Below are 19,551 nucleotides of genomic sequence, written 5' to 3'. Positions count from 1 at the left end.
AAAACTCTTGATATTACTTTTAATTTAAAATTAAAAGTAATATTTTTATATCAGGGGTGATTTTTTGTGACTAATAATGAATTAATTGATGTTTTAAAAAACAAAAAAGATGAAGAATTTATAAAAATTATTAGACATTTTAAAAATAGAATTAAACAAATTGAGAAAAAAGAAAAATTAGATGCAATTGATAAAAAATTTAAAGAAAAAGGAATTCAATGTCCAAATTGTAAATCTTATTGATGTGTAAAAAATGGTTTTAAGAATAATAAGCAAAAATATTTATGCAAAGATTGTAAAAGTAGCTTTGATGCTTTAAGAAATCATTTTTTACATTGAAGTCATTTATCTCATGAACAATGAGATTGAATAATTTGATTGTCATTGTTAGGTCAATCTGCTTATACTATTTCTCAATTTGCTAAAATTTCAAAAACATCAGCATGATTTAATCGTCAAAAATTTATGAAATCATCACAATTAGCAAAAACACAAAAACCATTCACAAAATTAAAAGGTAGAATTGAAATTGATGAAACTTTTATCAAAGAAATTCATAAAGGAAATTTCAAAAATCCAGATGATCCAAGAAAAAAATGAATTGAAGAAAATGCTAAAGATTTAAACTGTTGTATTGAAATGGCAATGGATGAAAATAAAAATATTTATGCTCAAACAACAAATACTAAAAGATTAACAAAAAAATGAGTACAAGAAAATTTAACATCTAAGCTTATCGAAGAAAAATCAATTATAGTTTGTGATATGCAAATACTATATGATACAGTAGCTAAACAAACAAAATGTACTCTCAAGAAATTTAAATCAAAAGAAAATAAAGAATTAAATTATAAAAATTTAAGTAATATCAGTAAAATACAATCAAGTTTAAAAGAATTTATTACTCATTATCATGGCATTGGATTTACCAATATTCAAAATTACCTCAATTTATGAAAATTTAAATACCAACATTATAAAATATCACCTTATGCAAAATCTGAAGCATTATATTTCAGTTTGTAAAAAAAATAAATCCCAAAATTAAATAAAATAAAATTTTAGGCCAGGTTGATGATTTTTTTTATTTCATCAAGAGTTTTTTTGAAAATTAAAAGAAAATCGCTCTCTTATAAAAGACCAATAGATTTAATACAATTATTTTAAAAAACTGTCCCATTTATATTTACAACTCAGGTTTAAATAAATCACTATTACGTCAAAATTTATGATCTTTTGTATCTTTTTTATTATCATTATCTAAACTATCATCAAAAAGTGATGGATCGATTTCATAGTGTTTACCACTTAAAGCATTATTAATAGCATTTTGATATTCCGAATTGGCTCTCATAATTTTATTACGATCCATTTTTGGATTAAGAATAGCAATAACTAGTATAATAGCAATTGGTAAAATTGCTGATGCTGCTGTAATATATGTTAATATTTGAAAAGCTTTAAAATTTGCTAATCCTTTTAATCAAGGTAAAGCATTAGGATTAAAATCATCAGGTTTATCTAAAAAAGAAGTAAATGTTCTTTTTAATGAATCATCTGTTGTCATATAAATTAAATTTGAAATGGTATAAATTATTCAAAAAATTAAAATAACTATTAAAAAATATGATGTTTGATATAAATCACGACCTAATTTTGGTGGTTTTAAAATTGAATATAAAAAGCCTCCATTTAGAACTATTGTTGTAACAATAGTGAAAACTATAGTTTTTGATTGTTTTGCAAAATTATAATAGTAAGGTGCACTATTATTTTTAATTTGAAAAGTACCTGCTATAAAATAAGTTAGTATATAAGTAGCTATTGCTAGCACTGTTGTTAATAAGAAAAAAGCTGATAATATTTTCTTTAAAAGTGGAATATATTTTGGTTTATTCATATACGGGTAAAATTTAGGATTTGTGGCGGGATGTTGCGGTAATACACCTAACTTTGCTAAATTTGCTAAACTATTATTATCAAGATTATTAATATTTAAATTATTACCTAGATTCCCAATGCCACCAATATTAGGATTTGTATCAACATTCTGATTATTTGGAGTAACACTTGGCTTAACCTCAGTAGCATCATCACTAAAATTATTTAATGCGGTAATTTGATCATTTAATTCATTAAAAGTATTATTATCAAACCGTCTTATTCGTTCAAGACTTTCTTTTTCCACAGTCTTACAAATATTAGTAATTGTAACTATTAATAAGTTACGCTCTTCAAGAATTTCAATACGATTTTTAGGAGAACTTTTAGTAATACTCAAACTACGATTTACCAAATTAGAAATTAACTGCAAAAATTCTATTGCATACTTTTTATCTTTTAATTCTTTTAGTTCTTTTTCAAGAAAAAATAAATTAGAAATTTGTAATTCTAAAATTTTTAAAAGTTCTTCATTAGCAAAAATAGATTTTCTAACAATTAAATTATTTAAACTGTTATATATAGTACTTGATATTTCATAGTATAATGGAACATTTAAATCTTCTTCTGAGTACACTTTTTCGGTTTTTTTCTTTGTAACTCTTTTTACTTTTGGTTTAACCAATGTAATGTCACTATTTTCTTCTACTAACTTTTTTTCTGTAACATCAGTATTTTTATTACTTTTCATTATATGTATCACCTCTTGAGTTTAAAACATCTATAATTATATACTAAATATTCAAAAAAAATAAATCAATTGCAATATTTTTATTAAACTTTCCTTTTTTGATATTGTAATCTAATTCATATAATTTTAACAAAATATTATTAATATTTAAATTAATATTTAAATATTGTTCTAATATTTTTACTTGAAACTTAGAAATATTTAATATATTGGAAATATCTTCATTACTTTTTTTTTGTTTAACTAAAATTTTGATATCTCTAATTAATTCTAATTGATATACAAGAATATTAATCAATTTAATTTTATCATAATTAATAACATTATAATAGTTATATTGTGTTCAAAAATTGTTATAATCTTTTTTTAATATATATTCAACAGTTTTAAAAATATTTGTTTCAAAATATTTAGGAACCACCTCAATAATAATATCTGAAGTTATTTTTTTTCCAATTAATCTTAATTTTGATAACTCATTTAAAATAATACCGACATCATTTGGCAAGTATTCTAAAAGAAAATTAGTTGCTTCTTGAGTAATGTTAATTTTAAAATTATTGCAAAATTTATTAATTAATAATAATAATTGTGATTTTGTATAATTTTTAATTTTGATAATATTAAATTGTTGAAATTCTCTACTAATTTTAAAATCAACATTTAAACTTTTAATAATTATCATTGTTTTTTGATTATGATTAAGCAAAGCATTAACAAATTTTTTTTCTTTAATATATTTTTGTCATAAATTACTGCTATCATTAATTACGATTACTTTATTTTCTTCAAATATACTCATAATTTGAATTTCATTAATAATATTAACAATTGTATCCTCTTGTAATTCATATAGATTATAATCATAATTTTCTTTTTTATGATTTTTTTTAATTAATTGTTCAATATTTTTTCTTACTAAATACTCATCTTGACCATGAACAATATAAACCATGTTTCCAACCTCACAAAATTATTAATATATTTTATGTTAATGTTATAATATCATAATGTTTCATATATAATCACACTTTTATTTTTTCCTCAATAATAAACTTTTTTAAGATTATTCAGTGTTTCAATATTCGGAAAATACTTTTGTTTTTGATAATATTCCAAATTTGAACTTTTATCTTATATAGTAATTATTATATCTAATGTTTTAAAACATTATCACTTTTCAACTAAATTATAAAGATCTTCAGCAACCGCTTGATGCACTAATGTTGTTGGATGAACTTCATCAAAGAAGAAATAATTACCTGAGTTGTAAATATAAATGGGACAGTTTTTTAAAATAATTGTATTAAATCTATTGGTCTTTTATAAGAGAGCGATTTTCTGGGTGTAGAATTAATTTGAAATGCTATAAAATTTAAATCTTTTTGTTTATATGAAGATAGATCTGTAGATTTTGGTAAATATCTTCTTAAAATACCATTATTATTTTCATTTAAACCCCTTTGGCAAGGTTTACCAGGATCTGCAAAATAAATTTTGACATTACAAATTTTTTCGATTAATCTTCATTTACTAAATTCTTTACCACGATCAAAAGTAATGGTTTTAACTGTTCCTTTTTGTAACTTTGAAATAAATTTTATTATACTTTTCGTAATATTTTCTGATTTATGATTTTTAGTTACTAAAGGAATTGTGGTTTTTGATCATATATCAGCCAAAGTAATAATAGAACTTTTATGATCTTTGTCAATGATAGTATCACCTTCTAAATGACCAAATTCTTGTATATTTTTAATATTAGGAATGATTAAATTTCTTTCATGAATAGACTTACAATTATTAATTTTGCCCCTAGTTTCTTTTTGTTTGTGAGATTTATTTTTGCCTTTTCTCAATAAGTTATTTTCATCAAAACCCATTCGATTTGTTTTAAACATGTTATATAAAGTTTTTGTTGAAATACTTTTTATTTTATTTTCCTTTAAAAAGTTAGCAATTATATCAAGAGCATACTTTTTAGTAATTAACAAATGATTAATACTATTAATTTCTGTTAAAGTTAAAATTATTAATTTTCTGCCTGCATTTTGTTTATTTTTTTGAAATTGATTCAATATTTCTAATGGCAATAAGTTTTTATTTAATAATCTACAAACTCTATGTACAGTTGATTTACTATAATCAACAATTTTTGCTATTTTACGAATCGAAAATCCATAATTTTTATATTAGACTTGGTGCAAAACCTTTAATTTTAACAATTTAACGATTATTATTAATATTAAAGGTTTTGCACCAAGTCTAATAAAACTTTAAGTAAAATTAGAATTAAAATTGAACACGTATTTGCTAAACTAAAACGTTTTAAAATTTTAAGTTTAAAATATCGCAATAAAATAGGAATATTTGCATTAAGATTTAATTTAATAGCAGGAATATATAATTTTGAATTACCTTAGTTTTGCACCAAGTCTAATTAATTCATTTTCTTCAACAGAACGATTATCTTTGGTTTTAAAACTACCTGAATTAGTAAATTGTTTAATCCAATTATAAGTAGCTGCCCTTGTAACATTATATTCTTTAGCAAGACAAGACACTGACTTACCACTTTGATATAAAGCTACTATTTGTTTTTTAAATTCATCTGAATATGAGTTAATATTGGCCATAATTATAGTTCCTTTCTTTTAACAAATTTGTTCACTTGTCTACGTAATTAGTGTCCAATAAAGTGTAACCCATCCAATAGTTTCGATTTGTGTTCCTATTTCCTTAGTTAATATTTCAGTTACAGAGACTTCATTTATATCAGATATAATATTATTTTTTAATTTGTCATTAACTACAACTTTTGAAGGTTTATCTTTAACATCAATATCATTAGAAAATTTTATTGTTAATCCACCATGTCTTTGTTTATCATTTCCATTTTTATTTTTAAAAGTAGCGTTTGGTTGATTTAAAATATCTTCAATGGATTTATTTTCTAATAGAAAATTATATGTTTGTAGTCTAGTTTTGTCTGTCATTTTACAGTACTAGTTTAGATTAATTCTGTCTTCAAATTTTATCATAAAATGGGCAATTGCTGTATTTCAATTTTGAATGGGCATTGTTCATTTTTTTGTTATATTTTCGATTGCTAAGTAAAATATTTTAAAAACTGCCATATCGTTAGGAAAAACTTTTTTATTTCTTATAACTTTTCGTAATTGACTATTAACAGATTCAATAGCATTTGTGGTATAAATCACTCTTTTGATTTCTGCAGGATAACTAATAAAAACCATTAAATTATCTCAATTTTTATATCAGGATTTAGTAATTTGAGGATATTGTTTATTTCATTTATTTTCAAACAATTCTAAAGCTTGCATTGCTTGTTCTTCACTACATGCACTATAAATTGGTTTTAAATCTGCAACTAGTGCTTTTCGATGTTTGTATGAAACATATTTTAAACTCTTTCTAATTTGATGAACTATGCATAATTGATGTTCGGTTTTAGGATAAACTGATTGTATTGCTTCTGACATGCCTGTTAAATTATCGCTACAAGCAATAAGAATATCATTTAAGCCTCGATTTTTCATTTTTGTTAAATTTGCTAATCAAAATTTAGCACCTTCATTTTCACTAATTCACAAACCTAAAACATCTTTTTTACCTTCTAAATCAACTCCTAGTGCTATATAAACCGATTTGTTAATAATGCGTTTATCTTGTCGTACTTTAACTACTATACAATCAAAATAAACAATCGGATAAATGCTTTCTAATGGTCGATTTTGCCATGCTTTAACATCATCTATCACATCATCAGTAATTTCACTAATATCAGCACCATGATATAACTCTTGCAATTGCGTTCTAATATCTGATAATGTCATTCCTTTGGCATATCAAAGAAAGAACTTGTTGATCAAAACCATCAAATCTTCTCTGTCTTTTTGCAACTATTACAGGATTAAAATTACTATTGCGATCTCGTGGTACATCGATCTCAATTTTACCTTGTTGAGTTATTAATTTTTTTGAACTTATACCATTACGAACATTATCACTATTACTATGTTGATTTTTTTCATATCCTAAATAATTTTGCATTTCAGAATTCAACATTTTTTCTACTAATCTTTTAGTTAATTCTTTATATAGACCTCCTTCTTTAAACATTGTTGTTAAATCTTCAATATTTTCTAGTAATAAATCTACTGCTTTTGATATTGGATCATTATTATTAAGATTATCTTTTTTAGCCATCTGTAACTCACTCTTTCTAGTCACTTAATTATATTTACTAGAATTAATTAAACACAGTTATTTTTGTAAGTTACACAGATTACTAAACATTACCCAATTTTGGTTAAAACTTAACTAATTGTAAAATACACAAAATTTGATAACATATAACTGTTATCCAATATATAAGTTTTAACCCATTACTTTATTTTTAAAAGTAAATGGGTTTTAATGTTTAAAAGGAGACATTAAAATGACAGACAAAACAAAATCTCAAACATATAATTTTCTATCAGAAAATAAATCCATAGAAGATATTAAAAAACAAACAAACATTGAAGTTATGGAAAACAGTAGACATGGTGGATCAACATTTAAAATAATTGAAAAAATTACTGCTAATGATAAACAACTTAATGATGACCTATCCGAAAATATTGATGAAAATTTAGAAATAGTTGCTACTAATTTAACAGATAACGAAAAAGAACCAAAAACAAATAACGATATATTATCAAAATTGAAAAATTTATTACCGACTTCAATTTTAAATACAAAAGAAATATCAAAATTACAAACAACAATTCAAGAACAAGCAAAAGACATTCAGAAACTTAAAAAACAAATTGAAGAATTTAAAAAAACAAAAGAAAGTGATATTAATTTAACAAAATATACATATAATTCTGTAACAATTTATGATGAAAAACAAAGAAAAAAAACGGGAATTGAAAAAATTTACGAAGAAATTTTACCAATTAAAGATGAAATAATTTTTGTAACTACTCTTGTACATATTAATAATTCTATTACCGAAGAAGTGATTGATTTTCAAGAACTTACAAACGGTAATATTGAAGTCATGAAACAATTGAAAAAATATGAAAATCTCAATAAATATAAAGATGATCTTCTCTTAATTGAACCAAATTCAAATCCAGAAAAAAATATTAAAATTGAACCTGTATCAATTAAAAAATTTTTAAGTGAACAAGAAAAAATATCAAACTGAAAAATATCAAAATCAGAATTAATAATATTTATTTCTCTTTCATTATTAAGTATTACACTTTTAGCAATACCTGTTGCTGTACCAGCATTAGTCCCTATTATATCAACAATATTATGAGAAAAAACTTTAGTATCAATAGTAGGTATTGGTATTGCTTGAATTGTTAATAAAGGAATATGAACTATTGCAACAGAAAAAACAAAAAAAGTTGAAGTATGAATTAAACAAAAATTTTATTCATTAATTCGTAAAATACCATTTGTAAACAAAAGAAATCTTGGTAAAACTAAAGAAGAACTAGAAATTAAAAAAAATGTTGAAAAAAATATAGAAAATTTAACTAGTAATAAGTTAGAAACAAAATTAAAAACTCAATATGATATTTTAAAACAAGAATTAGATAATAGAAAAGATAAAAAACTAGACGAAATAATAAGTAATGAAACAATAAATCATAACTCAAATAGTATTTTAGAAAATTCAATTATTAAATCAAAAAATAATCATAATTTTGATTCATCTATACGAAATACAATAAATCAGCAAGAGCAACTGCCTTCAACAAGTTCAAATCATAACTGAAATAAAGTAAAATGCTTATTAACATAAGCAATAAGTAATAAATTTAATTAAATATTAAAGTCTTAATCACTATTTTAAAAAATAGTGATTATTCATTATTTATTACACATTTTTTGTTTTAAAAATATATAATTCTTCTTGGATATTTTAAGGATAGAAAAAAATATTCAAAAATATTGAAGAGAGGAATTTTACAATATGGAAAAATGAAGTCAAGCAAATAAAGATAAACGCGCAAAAGACGCTGAAAGAATAAACAAAGCATGAGGAGAAAAAAACGAACGTGAAAGACGAGAAAGAGTTGCTAATGCTCTTGGATTGGAAAAAGATAAAACAAAAGTAAACAGTGAAGCTTCAACAAGTAAAAGTCAAAGTTTTAGTAGTAAATCACAAAAAATGTAAAAAAATATATAAAGAGGTTGTAATTACAACCTCTTTATATATTTAAAATTGATTTTAAAAATATTATTTCATTAGACTGGGTGCAAAACCTTTAATTTTAACAATTTAACGATTATTATTAATATTAAAGGTGATAGTTATTATGTTGAAAAAATATAAAGATGATCAAGAATTTTATAGTTTAGTCGGCATAAAGCCACAAACATTTTATAAAATGTTTGAAATTTTAAAAATTGCTGAGTCTAAACAAAAATATTATGGTGGTAGAAAAAATAAAATTGTAATTGAAGAGCGTTTATTAATGACTTTAGAATATTGAAAAGACTATAGTAGTTATAGAGTTATTGCAAAAAGATATAATATTAGTCATACTAGTTGCATTCGTAATATTTTTTGAATTGAAAATATTTTAATAAAAAGCGGAATTTTTAATTTACCTGGAAAAAAAGATTTAACAAAAAATAAAGGTACTAATAATAATTTGTTAGCTATTGATGCTACTGAAACTCCAATTGAAAGAATTAAAAAAAACTAAAATTACTTTTTTCAGGTAAAAAGAAACATCATTCTCTCAAATCCCAAATAATTATTGATATTTCCAACGGAAAAATCATTTCAACTGCTTTTTGTTTTGGAAGCATTCATTATTTTAAATTGCTTCTAAAATCTAAAACTTTTATTCATCCGGAAAAACAAGTTTTTGTTGATTCAGGTTATCAAGGTATACAAAATATTCATAAAAATACATTTTTGCCATTTAAAAAAAGTAAATACAATCAATTAACACCAATTCAAAAAGAATACAATAAAACTTTAAGTAAAATTAGAATTAAAATTGAACACGTATTTGCTAAACTAAAACGTTTTAAAATTTTAAGTTTAAAATATCGCAATAAAATACGAAGATTTGCATTAAGATTTAATTTAATAGCAGGAATATATAATTTTGAATTACCTTAGTTTTGCACCAAGTCTATTACATAAATTAAATAATGCGATTGGTTCGGGAATAGGAGCAGTCTCTGCTGTCCTAGGTGTTGCCTTACCAGCATTAGCTCCAATAATTGGTGCGGTTGCAGCAATATTAATTGCACAATGATACATATGACAAATTTCTGACTATGATAATGGTAATGGAGTTGTTATTGATATGGTTGGTTTAACACCAACATGAATCGTTAATGTTTCATCACAATAAAAAATAATGGCTTTTCTCCCTTTATGTACTATTTTTAAATTTTATCACATAAATGCTGAGAAAAGCCTATCTACGGACTTCTCCCCACATTTTTAAATCAAACATAACATTACAGTTTCAAAACTAGGTATATTGTTGAATTTATATGCCGATTCTTTTGCGTATAAATGAACATGATGTTTTTCAACTTTGATATGTGTTTTAAATGTTCGTCTGATGTGCTTTCATGCCGATTCAATCTGGTTTATGTTTACGCCAGTTTTTGAAACATAGCCATCTTGATGGTTAACTGTTTCATGCTTAGTGAAAACTGATTTAAAATGGCGATATCCTTTTCAAGAATCAGTATGTACATCACACTTTGAAGAAATGTGGTTTCTTGCAAATTGCAAAAGATTTTTTTGATTTGCATTTTTCAACACTTTCACAATTAAATTATTGGTTGTTTTTTCATAAATCCCAACAATCAAAGTTTTATTTTTTAAGGATCTTCCTTGTTTTTTAAAACCCATATGTGAAAGATACATTTCATCCATTTGCACTATGCCCTCAACAATGAATTGAGGTTCTTGTTTTGCAATTGCACTTCGGATTTTATGACCCATTCTTCAAGCAGTTTTCAAAGTTACTCCCAATTCTTTTGCAACATCAGTTGATGGAATTCCATGTTTGGTGTTTATTCATCTAAAGATGAGATAAAACCAAGATGTCAAAGGTGTTTGTGACTTGTAAAAAATGGTGTCATGAAGAATACTAAATGTTTGATGACATTTCAAACATCTTATTCTTCTTAAATCAGAAGTATTCAAATTTGTTCAAGAACACCTCATACATTTGTTTTCCTTCAAACTTGCTATATATTTCAAACAATCTTTTTCTGTTTGAAATATATTGTTGAACTCATTCAATTTCATTGTTTCCTCCACAAGTACATGTGGGGAGAAGTCCGAAAATAATAATACTTAAATTTATTAAAAACAGACCTGTGAAATAGGTCTGTTTTTAATAAATTTATTTTTAATATAACATAAAATTTAAACGACATAATTAACATTTTTCACTGATTTATCGCTTTCAATAATTTTTTTAGCATCCGCTAATTTAATGGCTACCATTTTCGTAATTCCTTGATTTTGCATAGTTGTACCATATAATACATCACAATTTTCCATTGTGCCTGGACGATGAGTAACAATAATAAATTGTGTATATTGTGAAAAACTACGAACATATCTAGCAAAACGCTCTAAATTTGCTGGATCCAATGGTGCTTCAACTTCATCTAATATTGTCAATGGCAACGGCTTGACTTTTAAAATAGCAAATAATACCGCTAATGCAACTAATGATTTTTCACCACCTGATAATAAGTTTAAATTACTAATTCTTTTACCAGGAGGATTAGCAAGCACTTCCAAACCTGTATTTAAAATATCATCAGGTGATGTATATCGTAAACTACAAGTGCCTCCACCAAATAAAGTTTGAAATGTTTCGGGCAATACCATATTAATAGCTTTGATTGTTTCATCAAATTGCGTTACCATAACATTATCCATTTCATCAATGGCTGTTAACAACGATTGTGATGCTAATTGTAATTCATCATGTTTAGTTTTTAAACGTAAATAACGTTCATTTTCATTTTCAAATTCTTCAATAGCATTAATATTTACAAATCCTAAATCTTCAATTTCACTACGTAATTGTTGTACCAAATTACGTGCTTGTTGTTCGTCTGCTAATGGTTCACTATAATGTTCTCTAGCATATTCATAAGTTAAATTATAAGTTTCAACTAAACGTCTTAAATGTTGTTCTACTTTTGAATCCATTTTTACTTGTTCAAGCTTTTGATTATTTAATTTATCACTAGTCATAAAATGTTCTTGATTTAAACTATATAATTCATTTTCTAAACTTTGCATTTTTTCTAATAATTGATGTTTCTGTTTACGAATTAATTGTAGTTGACTTTTTATTGTTGCTTGATCATATTTAGAATTTTCATATTGAATAAAAATATCATTTAATTGGTTTGTAGTATCAATATCTAATTTTTTACCAGTTAATGTTTGATATTGAGTAGTTAATAATTGTGATTGATTAGTGATATCACTAATTTCACTAATCAGTTTATTTATTGTTAAAGTAATTGTCAACTTTTGACCTTGATAATTATTTAATTCGCTTTCAATACTTGTTCTTTGGACATTTATATTAACTAATTGTTGTTCTAATGATTTAATTTCTTCTTTTAATTCAGAAACTATTAACTTTTCTTTAAAAACATTAATACTATTTTGATGTTGATAACCCCCAACAATAGCACCACCAGCTTTAATTAATTGACCATCTAAAGTTACACATTGGTATTTAGCAGCAATTAATTGTGAAATAACTCTTGCGCTTTCTAAGTCTTCACAAATAATAGTACGACCTAAAAGAAAATTAATAATGGGCTGAATTCTATTATCAACTGCTGTAACTAAATGATGAGCAAAACTTAAATAACCCGATTTACTATTAACAATAATTTCATCTTCTTTAGTCGCTGTTCGAACTTGAATTGAATTTAAAGGTAAAAAAGTGGCAATTCCCGCTTTATTTTGTTTTAAAAATTCAACAGCCTTGGTTGCATCTTTGTTAGTCGCCGTAACAATGTTTTTTAAAGTATTGCCCAATACTTTAACAATCGCTTCACTATAAAGATCGGGCACCGAAATTAAATCACTCACTACTCCAATGATGCCATATAGTTTATCTTTATTATTTCAAATTGTTTGAACACCCAAATATTTTTGATTTTGTCGTTGTTGATAATTAATTACCGATTCTAATTGTGCTTTTTTTTCACCTAAACCACGATGAATATTATTTTGTCCTAAAATTAAATCTTGATGTTGAACATTTAGTTCTTCAAATAAATTATTAATTTTATCAAAATTTTCTTGTTCTTTTTTTTGTAAAAAAGTTTTTTGTTCAATAATAGTAATCAAAGTTTCAATTTCATTTTTTAATTTTTCAACTTCTGTTTGATCTTTTATTTCACTTTGTTTTGTTTTCATTAACGATTTTTGTTGTTCTAAAACTTGCAATAAACTATTAACATTAGATAAATTCATTTCTAAACTATTAATGTTTTTATCTAAATCATAACTTTTGTTTTTTGAAAATTTTAATTGTTGTTCATTCTTACTAATATTTAAATTAAGTTGTTGTTGTAAAATTTCATTATCATTTATACTAACTGTTGTAAGTTTTAATTGATTATGATATGTCTCCAAATCTTTAACAATAATAGTAATTTCATATTTTTTTAAATTATCACGTAATTCAACATAAGTTTTAGCTTTCTGTGCTTGTTTTGCTAATGGTTCAATTTTTCTACTTATTTCACTAATAATATCATTAACTCGAACTAAATTTTCATTAGTACGCTCTAATTTACGTAATGACTCTTCTTTCCTCTTTTTGTATTTTGAAACACCAGCAGCCTCTTCAAATAAAGTTCTTCTTTCTTCTGGCTTAGAATCAGCAAATCGTGAAACATTACCTTGACTAATAATTGCAAGTGAACCTTTAGCTAAACCTGTACCCATAATAATTTCTTGTACATCTTTTAAACGAACACGAGCTTTATTAATGTAATATTCATTTTCTGAACTATTACGAAAAGTTTTTCTAGTAATTTGTACTTCATTAAAATCAACTTTAAATATTTTATTAGTATTATCAAAAACTAAAGTAACTTGAGCACTATTTAATGGTTGTTTTCCTTTAGCACCATTAAAAATTATATCTTCACTATTTTCACCACGTAATGATTTAACTGATTGTTCACCTAAAACTCAACGAATAGCATCATTAATATTAGACTTCCCAGAACCATTAGGGCCAACAATACCTACAATATTAGTATAAAATTCTATTGTTAAAGGCTCTGCAAATGACTTAAAACCATATGCTTCGATTCTTTTTAAGAATGCCATCTTACCTCACCTATTTTAAAATATATATTTATATTTTACCATGAATCAGCTTAATATTTATTGTTAAGATTTAGCAGAAATATTACTTTATTTGCATTATTATTTGTTCTTTAATTGTTTTATAATAAAATTTATTAATTCACAAATAAAATAATGTAGTACTAATAATAGTACTAATAATTAACATTATAACTAAGATGCTATTAATTCATAATGGAATTCCAATAATTGAATAATTAAAGTTGAGGATGTTATAAGGATAAATAAAATTTTTAACATCATTTGCTTGTAAAATACCGGCTCTAATATAAATATAAGTTAGATAAATAATTGGATAAATAACCACTAATATAAATTGTTTTTTAATATTGATATTAAATTTGTTTTTTCTAAACGTTAAAATTAAAAAAATAATCATCAATATTGGTGATACTAAATGATCTAAAAAGGAACAAAATAAAGATAAATTATTCAATTTTCAAAATCAATTAAGTTCTAAATCTAACTTTGAAACACTATCAATAAATATCCCCACTCAAAAAATAAGGGCAGTAATGGTTATGTATATTGTTAAATTAATTTGACTATAAATATTAGTGAATATATTTGTCTGCTCTTTTTGATGATAAATTAAAGAAAATAAAAATCAAATATTAACAATAAATATTGTTTGAGAAGACCAAAATGATAACATTACATCAAAGTTTTGTAATACTATATAATTATAAAAATTATCTTTATTAGTACTATTAACATATCAAAATTCAGTAAATACAGAAAAGATGATAGTCAATATTGATAAAATAAAAATTAATATACTGGATAGGTTACACTTTATTGGACACTAATTACGTAGACAAGTGAACAAATTAGTTAAAAGAAAGGAACTATAATTATGGCCAATATTAACTCATATACCGACGAATTCAAGAAACAAATGAGGCTTTTATGTAATCTGTGTATCTTTGTTTTACAAGGTACTAGTTTAGATTAATTCTGTCTTCAAATTTTATCATAAAATGAGCAATTGCTGTATTTCAATTTTGAATAGGCATTGTTCATTTTTTTGTTATATTTTCAATTGCTAAGTAAAATATTTTGAAAACTGCCATATCGTTAGGAAAAACTTTTTTATTTCTAATAACTTTTCGTAATTGACTATTAACAGATTCAATAGCATTTGTAGTATAAATTACTCTTTTAATTTCTGGTGGATAACTAATAAAAACCATTAAATTATCTCAATTTTTATATCAAGATTTAGTAATTTGAGGATATTGTTTATTTCATTTATTTTCAAACGATTCTAAAGCTTGCATTGCTTGTTCTTCACTACATGCACTATAAATTGGTTTTAAATCTGTAACTAGAGATTTTCGATGTTTGTATGAAACATATTTTAAACTATTTCTAATTTGATGAACTATGCATAATTGATGTTCGGTTTTAGGATAAACTGATTGTATTGCTTCTGACATGCCCGTTAAATTATCACTACAAGCAATAAGAATATCATTTAAGCCTCGATTTTTCATTTCTGTAAAATTAGATAATCAAAATTTAGAACCTTCATTTTCACTAATTCATAAACCCAAAACATCTTTTTTACCTTCTAAATCAACTCCTAGTGCTATATAAACTGATTTGTTAATAATCCGTTTATCTTGTCGTACTTTAACTACTATACAATCAAAATAAACAATCGGATAAATACTTTCTAATGGCCGATTTTGCCATGCTTTGACATCATCAATAACATCATCAGTAATTTGACTAATAACACTGTCACTAATATCTGCACCATGATATAACTCTTGCAACTGCATTCTAATGTCAGATACTGTCATACCTTTTGCATATAGTGAAAGAACTTGCTTTTAATTTTCACAAAAAATCTTGATATTACTTTTAATTTAAAATTAAAAGTAATATTTTTATATCAGGGGTGATTTTTTGTGACTAATAATGAATTAATTGATGTTTTAAAAAACAAAAAAGATGAAGAATTTATAACAATTATTAGACATTTTAAAAATAGAATTAAACAAATTGAGAAAAAAGAAAAATTAGATGCAATTGATAAAAAATTTAAAGAAAAAGGAATGCAATGTCCAAATTGTAAATCTTATTGATGTGTAAAAAATGTTTTTAAGAATAATAAGCAAAAATATTTATGCAAAGATTGTAAAAGTAGCTTTGATGCTTTAAGAAATCATTTTTTACATTAGACTTGGTGCAAAACTAAGGTAATTCAAAATTATATATTCCTGCTATTAAATTAAATCTTAATGCAAATCTTCGTATTTTATTGCGATATTTTAAACTTAAAATTTTAAAACGTTTTAGTTTAGCAAATACGTGTTCAATTTTAATTCTAATTTTACTTAAAGTTTTATTGTATTCTTTTTGAATTGGTGTTAATTGATTGTATTTACTTTTTTTAAATGGCAAAAATGTATTTTTATGAATATTTTGTATACCTTGATAACCCGAATCAACAAAAACTTTTTTTCTGGATGAATAAAAGTTTTGGATTTTAGAAGCAATTTAAAATCATGAATGCTTCCGAAACAAAAAGCAGTTGAAATAATTTTTCCATTGGAAATATCAATAATTATTTGGGATTTGAGAGAATGATGTTTCTTTTTACCTGAAAAAAGTAATTTTAGTTTTTTTTAATTCTTTCAATTGGAGTTTCAGTAGCATCAATAGCTAACAAATTATTATTAGTACCTTTATTTTTTGTTAAATCTTTTTTTCCAGGTAAATTAAAAATTCCGCTTTTTATTAAAATATTTTCAATTCAAAAAATATTACGAATGCAACTAGTATGACTAATATTATATCTTTTTGCAATAACTATATAACTACTATAGTCTTTTCAATATTCTAAAGTCATTAATAAACGCTCTTCAATTACAATTTTATTTTTTCTACCACCATAATATTTTTGTTTAGACTCAGCAATTTTTAAAATTTCAAGCATTTTATAAAATGTTTGTGGCTTTATGCCGACTAAACTATAAAATTCTTGATCATCTTTATATTTTTTCAACATAATAACTATCACCTTTAATATTAATAATAATCGTTAAATTGTTAAAATTAAAGGTTTTGCACCAAGTCTATTGAAGTCATTTATCTCATGAACAATGAGATTGAATAATTTGATTGTCATTGTTAGGTCAATCTGCTTATACTATTTCTCAATTTGCTAAAATTTCAAAAACATCAGCATGATTTAATCGTCAAAAATTTATGAAATCATCACAATTAGCAAAAACACAAAAACCATTCACAAAATTAAAAGGTAGAATTGAAATTGATGAAACTTTTATCAAAGAAATTCATAAAGGAAATTTCAAAAATCCAGATGATCCAAGAAAAAAATGAATTGAAGAAAATGCTAAAGATTTAAACTGTTGTATTGAAATGGCAATTGATGAAAATAAAAATATTTATGCTCAAACAACAAATACTAAAAGATTAACAAAAAAATGAGTACAAGAAAATTTAACATCTAAGCTTATCGAAGAAAAATCAATTATAGTTTGTGATATGCAAATACTATATGATACAGTAGCTAAACAAACAAAATGTACTCTCAAGAAATTTAAATCAAAAGAAAATAAAGAATTAAATTATAAAAATTTAAGTAATATCAGTAAAATACAATCAAGTTTAAAAGAATTTATTACTCATTATCATGGCATTGGATTTACCAATATTCAAAATTACCTCAATTTATGAAAATTTAAATACCAACATTATAAAATATCACCTTATGCAAAATCTGAAGCATTATATTTCAGTTTGTAAAAAAAATAAATCCCAAAATTAAATAAAATCAAATTTTAGGCCAGGTTGATGATTTTTTTTATTTCATCAAGAGTTTTTTTGAAAATTAAAATAATTTTTCCATTGGAAATATCAATAATTATTTGGGATTTGAGAGAATGATGTTTATTTTTACCTGAAAAAAGTAATTTTAGTTTTTTTTAATTCTTTCAATTGGAGTTTCAGTAGCATCAATAGCTAACAAATTATTATTAGTACCTTTATTTTTTGTTAAATCTTTTTTTCCAGGTAAATTAAAAATTCCGCTTTTTATTAAAATATTTTCAATTCAAAAAATATTACGAATGCAACTAGTATGACTAATATTATATCTTTTTGCAATAACTCTATAACTACTATAGTCTTTTCAATATTCTAAAGTCATTAATAAACGCTCTTCAATTACAATTTTATTTTTTCTACCACCATAATATTTTTGTTTAGACTCAGCAATTTTTAAAATTTCAAGCATTTTATAAAATGTTTGTGGCTTTATGCCGACTAAACTATAAAATTCTTGATCATCTTTATATTTTTTCAACATAATAACTATCACCTTTAATATTAATAATAATCGTTAAATTGTTAAAATTAAAGGTTTTGCACCAAGTCTAATAAATAAATTGGTCCCATATCACGCGCTCAACTATCTTGATATTTAATATCGATTAATTTGATAGTTGGATCTAATAGTTTGCGAGCTTCATTTCAATTACTTTTATTAATAATAATTTTTACTGGTTCATGCTTATTAATTGAGTTAGCTATTTTTGCAAAAACAGTTCGTGCTGGTTGACATTCTTTTTGTTAATTATCTTTCATAAGCGGTCAAATCATTCATGTGCCTTTATGTTCTATTGATTCAATTGGGGCAAAAAAACCATCTTTTTTTGGTGTTGATGTTAATAATTTGCTCATAATTTCCTCCCCCTTTAAGTAGTACTATTTATAATAGTGGATTTATGTAACCCTTATTCTATATATAAATAGTATTTTTATTATAAAATATTTTATTTACAAAATAAAATTTATTTCATAATAAAAGTGTTAAAATTAATTGAATATGATTTTATTTATCATTTTAATTAGTAAAATTAATGTAATATAAAGTATGATTTTTGTATATTATTTGCAATACATTTTATACATGCTATTATTTAGCAATAGTTATCTCAAATATTAGAAATAAACCATATGCATTATTATAGGTAATTAACAAGAGATTTTAGAAATTGTTAATTAACTTTTTCAAATAAATTATAACTAATTTATTTTAGAATTGTTCCTTTGCTTATTTTAATGAAAATTTAAAATAAAAAATTTAAAAAAATATGTTTTTCAAGCCCATTGTTTTATTTTTAATAAAATAAATGGTTTTTTTTATTTGAAAGGATGTAAAAAAGTGCCTACAGAAATTCAAGAAATAGGTTCTGATAATAAAAAGCAAAAAAATATTAAGGATTTTAGAAAAGAAATAACTTCTAAGATTACAAGTGCAAAAATAGAAAAAAATATTGCAAACAATTAATAAAAACAATTAATAGTGATGACCTTACTATATTTTTTAATAGTTTAATTAAAGCAGATTCATTATTTTGTTTTTTAAATATTGTTCATCATCTTTATAAAGAATTATTTTCTCTTTATAATAATAAAAAGTTTTTAGTATTTGATGAACTTTTATTAG

The 19,551-nt window shown here is 23.6% G+C and carries 19 protein-coding genes and 3 pseudogenes; 10 read left to right on the top strand and 12 right to left on the bottom strand.

Annotated elements, in window-relative coordinates:
• Positions 1-66 precede the first annotated feature (66 nt).
• Positions 67-1,026 (top strand): IS1595 family transposase, encoded by a 960-nt coding sequence (locus tag AAHM78_RS13955; protein WP_342253000.1) that lies wholly within the window; start codon positions 67-69, stop codon positions 1,024-1,026.
• 160 nt (positions 1,027-1,186) lie between these two features.
• On the opposite strand, the gene AAHM78_RS13950 is transcribed toward AAHM78_RS13955, so the two are convergent.
• The 3 genes and pseudogenes from AAHM78_RS13950 to AAHM78_RS13940 form a co-directional block, all read right to left on the bottom strand.
• Positions 1,187-2,632: a hypothetical protein gene (locus AAHM78_RS13950; RefSeq protein ID WP_342253589.1), complete on the bottom strand. Its 1,446-nt coding sequence runs from the start codon at positions 2,630-2,632 to the stop codon at positions 1,187-1,189.
• Positions 2,633-2,675: 43 nt separating this feature from the next.
• Positions 2,676-3,587: a DNA polymerase III subunit delta gene (gene holA, locus AAHM78_RS13945; RefSeq protein ID WP_342253588.1), complete on the bottom strand. Its 912-nt coding sequence runs from the start codon at positions 3,585-3,587 to the stop codon at positions 2,676-2,678.
• Positions 3,588-3,924: 337 nt separating this feature from the next.
• Positions 3,925-4,824: pseudogene (locus tag AAHM78_RS13940) on the bottom strand (IS30 family transposase); the annotation flags it as partial.
• Positions 4,825-4,908: 84 nt separating this feature from the next.
• On the opposite strand from AAHM78_RS13940, the gene AAHM78_RS13935 reads away from it, so the two are divergent.
• Entirely contained in the window at positions 4,909-5,055 is a 147-nt protein-coding gene (locus AAHM78_RS13935) for a transposase (protein ID WP_425289812.1), read from the top strand.
• Here AAHM78_RS13935 and AAHM78_RS13930 read toward each other — a convergent pair.
• The 3 genes and pseudogenes from AAHM78_RS13930 to AAHM78_RS13920 all read right to left on the bottom strand — a co-directional run bounded on the left by AAHM78_RS13930 (position 5,047) and on the right by AAHM78_RS13920 (position 6,862).
• Positions 5,047-5,268, bottom strand: a complete 222-nt coding sequence (locus tag AAHM78_RS13930; protein WP_342253259.1) for a transposase — start codon at positions 5,266-5,268, stop codon at positions 5,047-5,049. The two genes, AAHM78_RS13935 and AAHM78_RS13930, sit on opposite strands and share 9 nt — an antisense overlap.
• Before the next feature lie 39 nt (positions 5,269-5,307).
• Positions 5,308-5,628 carry a hypothetical protein gene (locus AAHM78_RS13925; protein WP_342253587.1) on the bottom strand — a complete coding sequence of 107 codons (321 nt, stop codon included), beginning with the start codon at positions 5,626-5,628 and terminating at the stop codon, positions 5,308-5,310.
• Between the two features lie 9 nt (positions 5,629-5,637).
• A pseudogene (locus AAHM78_RS13920) lies at positions 5,638-6,862 on the bottom strand (IS256 family transposase).
• A 232-nt stretch (positions 6,863-7,094) separates the two neighbouring features.
• Here AAHM78_RS13920 and AAHM78_RS13915 point away from each other — a divergent pair.
• From AAHM78_RS13915 to AAHM78_RS13895, 5 genes are all read left to right on the top strand, one after another.
• A complete protein-coding gene (locus tag AAHM78_RS13915; RefSeq protein ID WP_342253586.1) occupies positions 7,095-8,462 on the top strand; it encodes a hypothetical protein in 1,368 nt (455 codons plus the stop codon).
• Positions 8,463-8,633: 171 nt separating this feature from the next.
• On the top strand, positions 8,634-8,837 hold the full coding sequence (locus AAHM78_RS13910) for a hypothetical protein (protein ID WP_342253585.1): 204 nt from the start codon (positions 8,634-8,636) through the stop codon (positions 8,835-8,837).
• Between the two features lie 142 nt (positions 8,838-8,979).
• A complete protein-coding gene (locus AAHM78_RS13905) occupies positions 8,980-9,372 on the top strand; it encodes a transposase family protein (RefSeq protein WP_342252923.1) in 393 nt (130 codons plus the stop codon).
• Between the two features lie 50 nt (positions 9,373-9,422).
• Positions 9,423-9,797, top strand: a complete 375-nt coding sequence (locus AAHM78_RS13900; RefSeq protein ID WP_342255096.1) for a transposase family protein — start codon at positions 9,423-9,425, stop codon at positions 9,795-9,797.
• Positions 9,784-10,035: a hypothetical protein gene (locus AAHM78_RS13895; RefSeq protein WP_342253584.1), complete on the top strand. Its 252-nt coding sequence runs from the start codon at positions 9,784-9,786 to the stop codon at positions 10,033-10,035. The genes AAHM78_RS13900 and AAHM78_RS13895 overlap by 14 nt, the downstream gene beginning before the upstream one ends.
• Before the next feature lie 92 nt (positions 10,036-10,127).
• On the opposite strand, the gene AAHM78_RS13890 is transcribed toward AAHM78_RS13895, so the two are convergent.
• The 3 genes and pseudogenes from AAHM78_RS13890 to AAHM78_RS13880 form a co-directional block, all read right to left on the bottom strand.
• A complete protein-coding gene (locus AAHM78_RS13890) occupies positions 10,128-10,949 on the bottom strand; it encodes an IS1595 family transposase (protein WP_342252843.1) in 822 nt (273 codons plus the stop codon).
• A gap of 120 nt (positions 10,950-11,069) precedes the next feature.
• Complete coding sequence (locus AAHM78_RS13885; RefSeq protein ID WP_342253583.1) at positions 11,070-14,027, bottom strand: AAA family ATPase; 2,958 nt, start codon at positions 14,025-14,027, stop codon at positions 11,070-11,072.
• 980 nt (positions 14,028-15,007) lie between these two features.
• Positions 15,008-15,904, bottom strand: a pseudogene (locus tag AAHM78_RS13880) (IS256 family transposase); the annotation flags it as partial.
• A 78-nt stretch (positions 15,905-15,982) separates the two neighbouring features.
• Between AAHM78_RS13880 and AAHM78_RS13875 the strand changes: the two are divergent.
• Positions 15,983-16,255 (top strand): IS1/IS1595 family N-terminal zinc-binding domain-containing protein, encoded by a 273-nt coding sequence (locus AAHM78_RS13875; protein WP_342253582.1) that lies wholly within the window; start codon positions 15,983-15,985, stop codon positions 16,253-16,255.
• Between the two features lie 13 nt (positions 16,256-16,268).
• Here AAHM78_RS13875 and AAHM78_RS13870 read toward each other — a convergent pair whose 3' ends face one another.
• Positions 16,269-16,562: a transposase family protein gene (locus AAHM78_RS13870; RefSeq protein ID WP_342255197.1), complete on the bottom strand. Its 294-nt coding sequence runs from the start codon at positions 16,560-16,562 to the stop codon at positions 16,269-16,271.
• A 130-nt stretch (positions 16,563-16,692) separates the two neighbouring features.
• Positions 16,693-17,085 carry a transposase family protein gene (locus tag AAHM78_RS13865; RefSeq protein WP_342253581.1) on the bottom strand — a complete coding sequence of 131 codons (393 nt, stop codon included), beginning with the start codon at positions 17,083-17,085 and terminating at the stop codon, positions 16,693-16,695.
• A 56-nt stretch (positions 17,086-17,141) separates the two neighbouring features.
• On the opposite strand from AAHM78_RS13865, the gene AAHM78_RS13860 reads away from it, so the two are divergent.
• Positions 17,142-17,846 carry an IS1595 family transposase gene (locus AAHM78_RS13860; RefSeq protein WP_342253580.1) on the top strand — a complete coding sequence of 235 codons (705 nt, stop codon included), beginning with the start codon at positions 17,142-17,144 and terminating at the stop codon, positions 17,844-17,846.
• Between the two features lie 169 nt (positions 17,847-18,015).
• Here AAHM78_RS13860 and AAHM78_RS13855 read toward each other — a convergent pair whose 3' ends face one another.
• Positions 18,016-18,408 (bottom strand): transposase family protein, encoded by a 393-nt coding sequence (locus AAHM78_RS13855; RefSeq protein WP_342252835.1) that lies wholly within the window; start codon positions 18,406-18,408, stop codon positions 18,016-18,018.
• 858 nt (positions 18,409-19,266) lie between these two features.
• Here AAHM78_RS13855 and AAHM78_RS13850 point away from each other — a divergent pair.
• Positions 19,267-19,392 carry a hypothetical protein gene (locus tag AAHM78_RS13850; RefSeq protein WP_339046416.1) on the top strand — a complete coding sequence of 42 codons (126 nt, stop codon included), beginning with the start codon at positions 19,267-19,269 and terminating at the stop codon, positions 19,390-19,392.
• The last annotated feature ends 159 nt before the right edge of the window (positions 19,393-19,551 follow it).

Source organism: Spiroplasma endosymbiont of Zeiraphera isertana (assembly GCF_964030805.1).
GTDB lineage: Bacteria > Bacillota_I > Bacilli_A > Mycoplasmatales > VBWQ01 > Spiroplasma_E.
The sequence above is the reverse complement of the archived record's forward strand: the minus strand, read 5'-3'. Positions and strand labels throughout refer to the sequence as shown.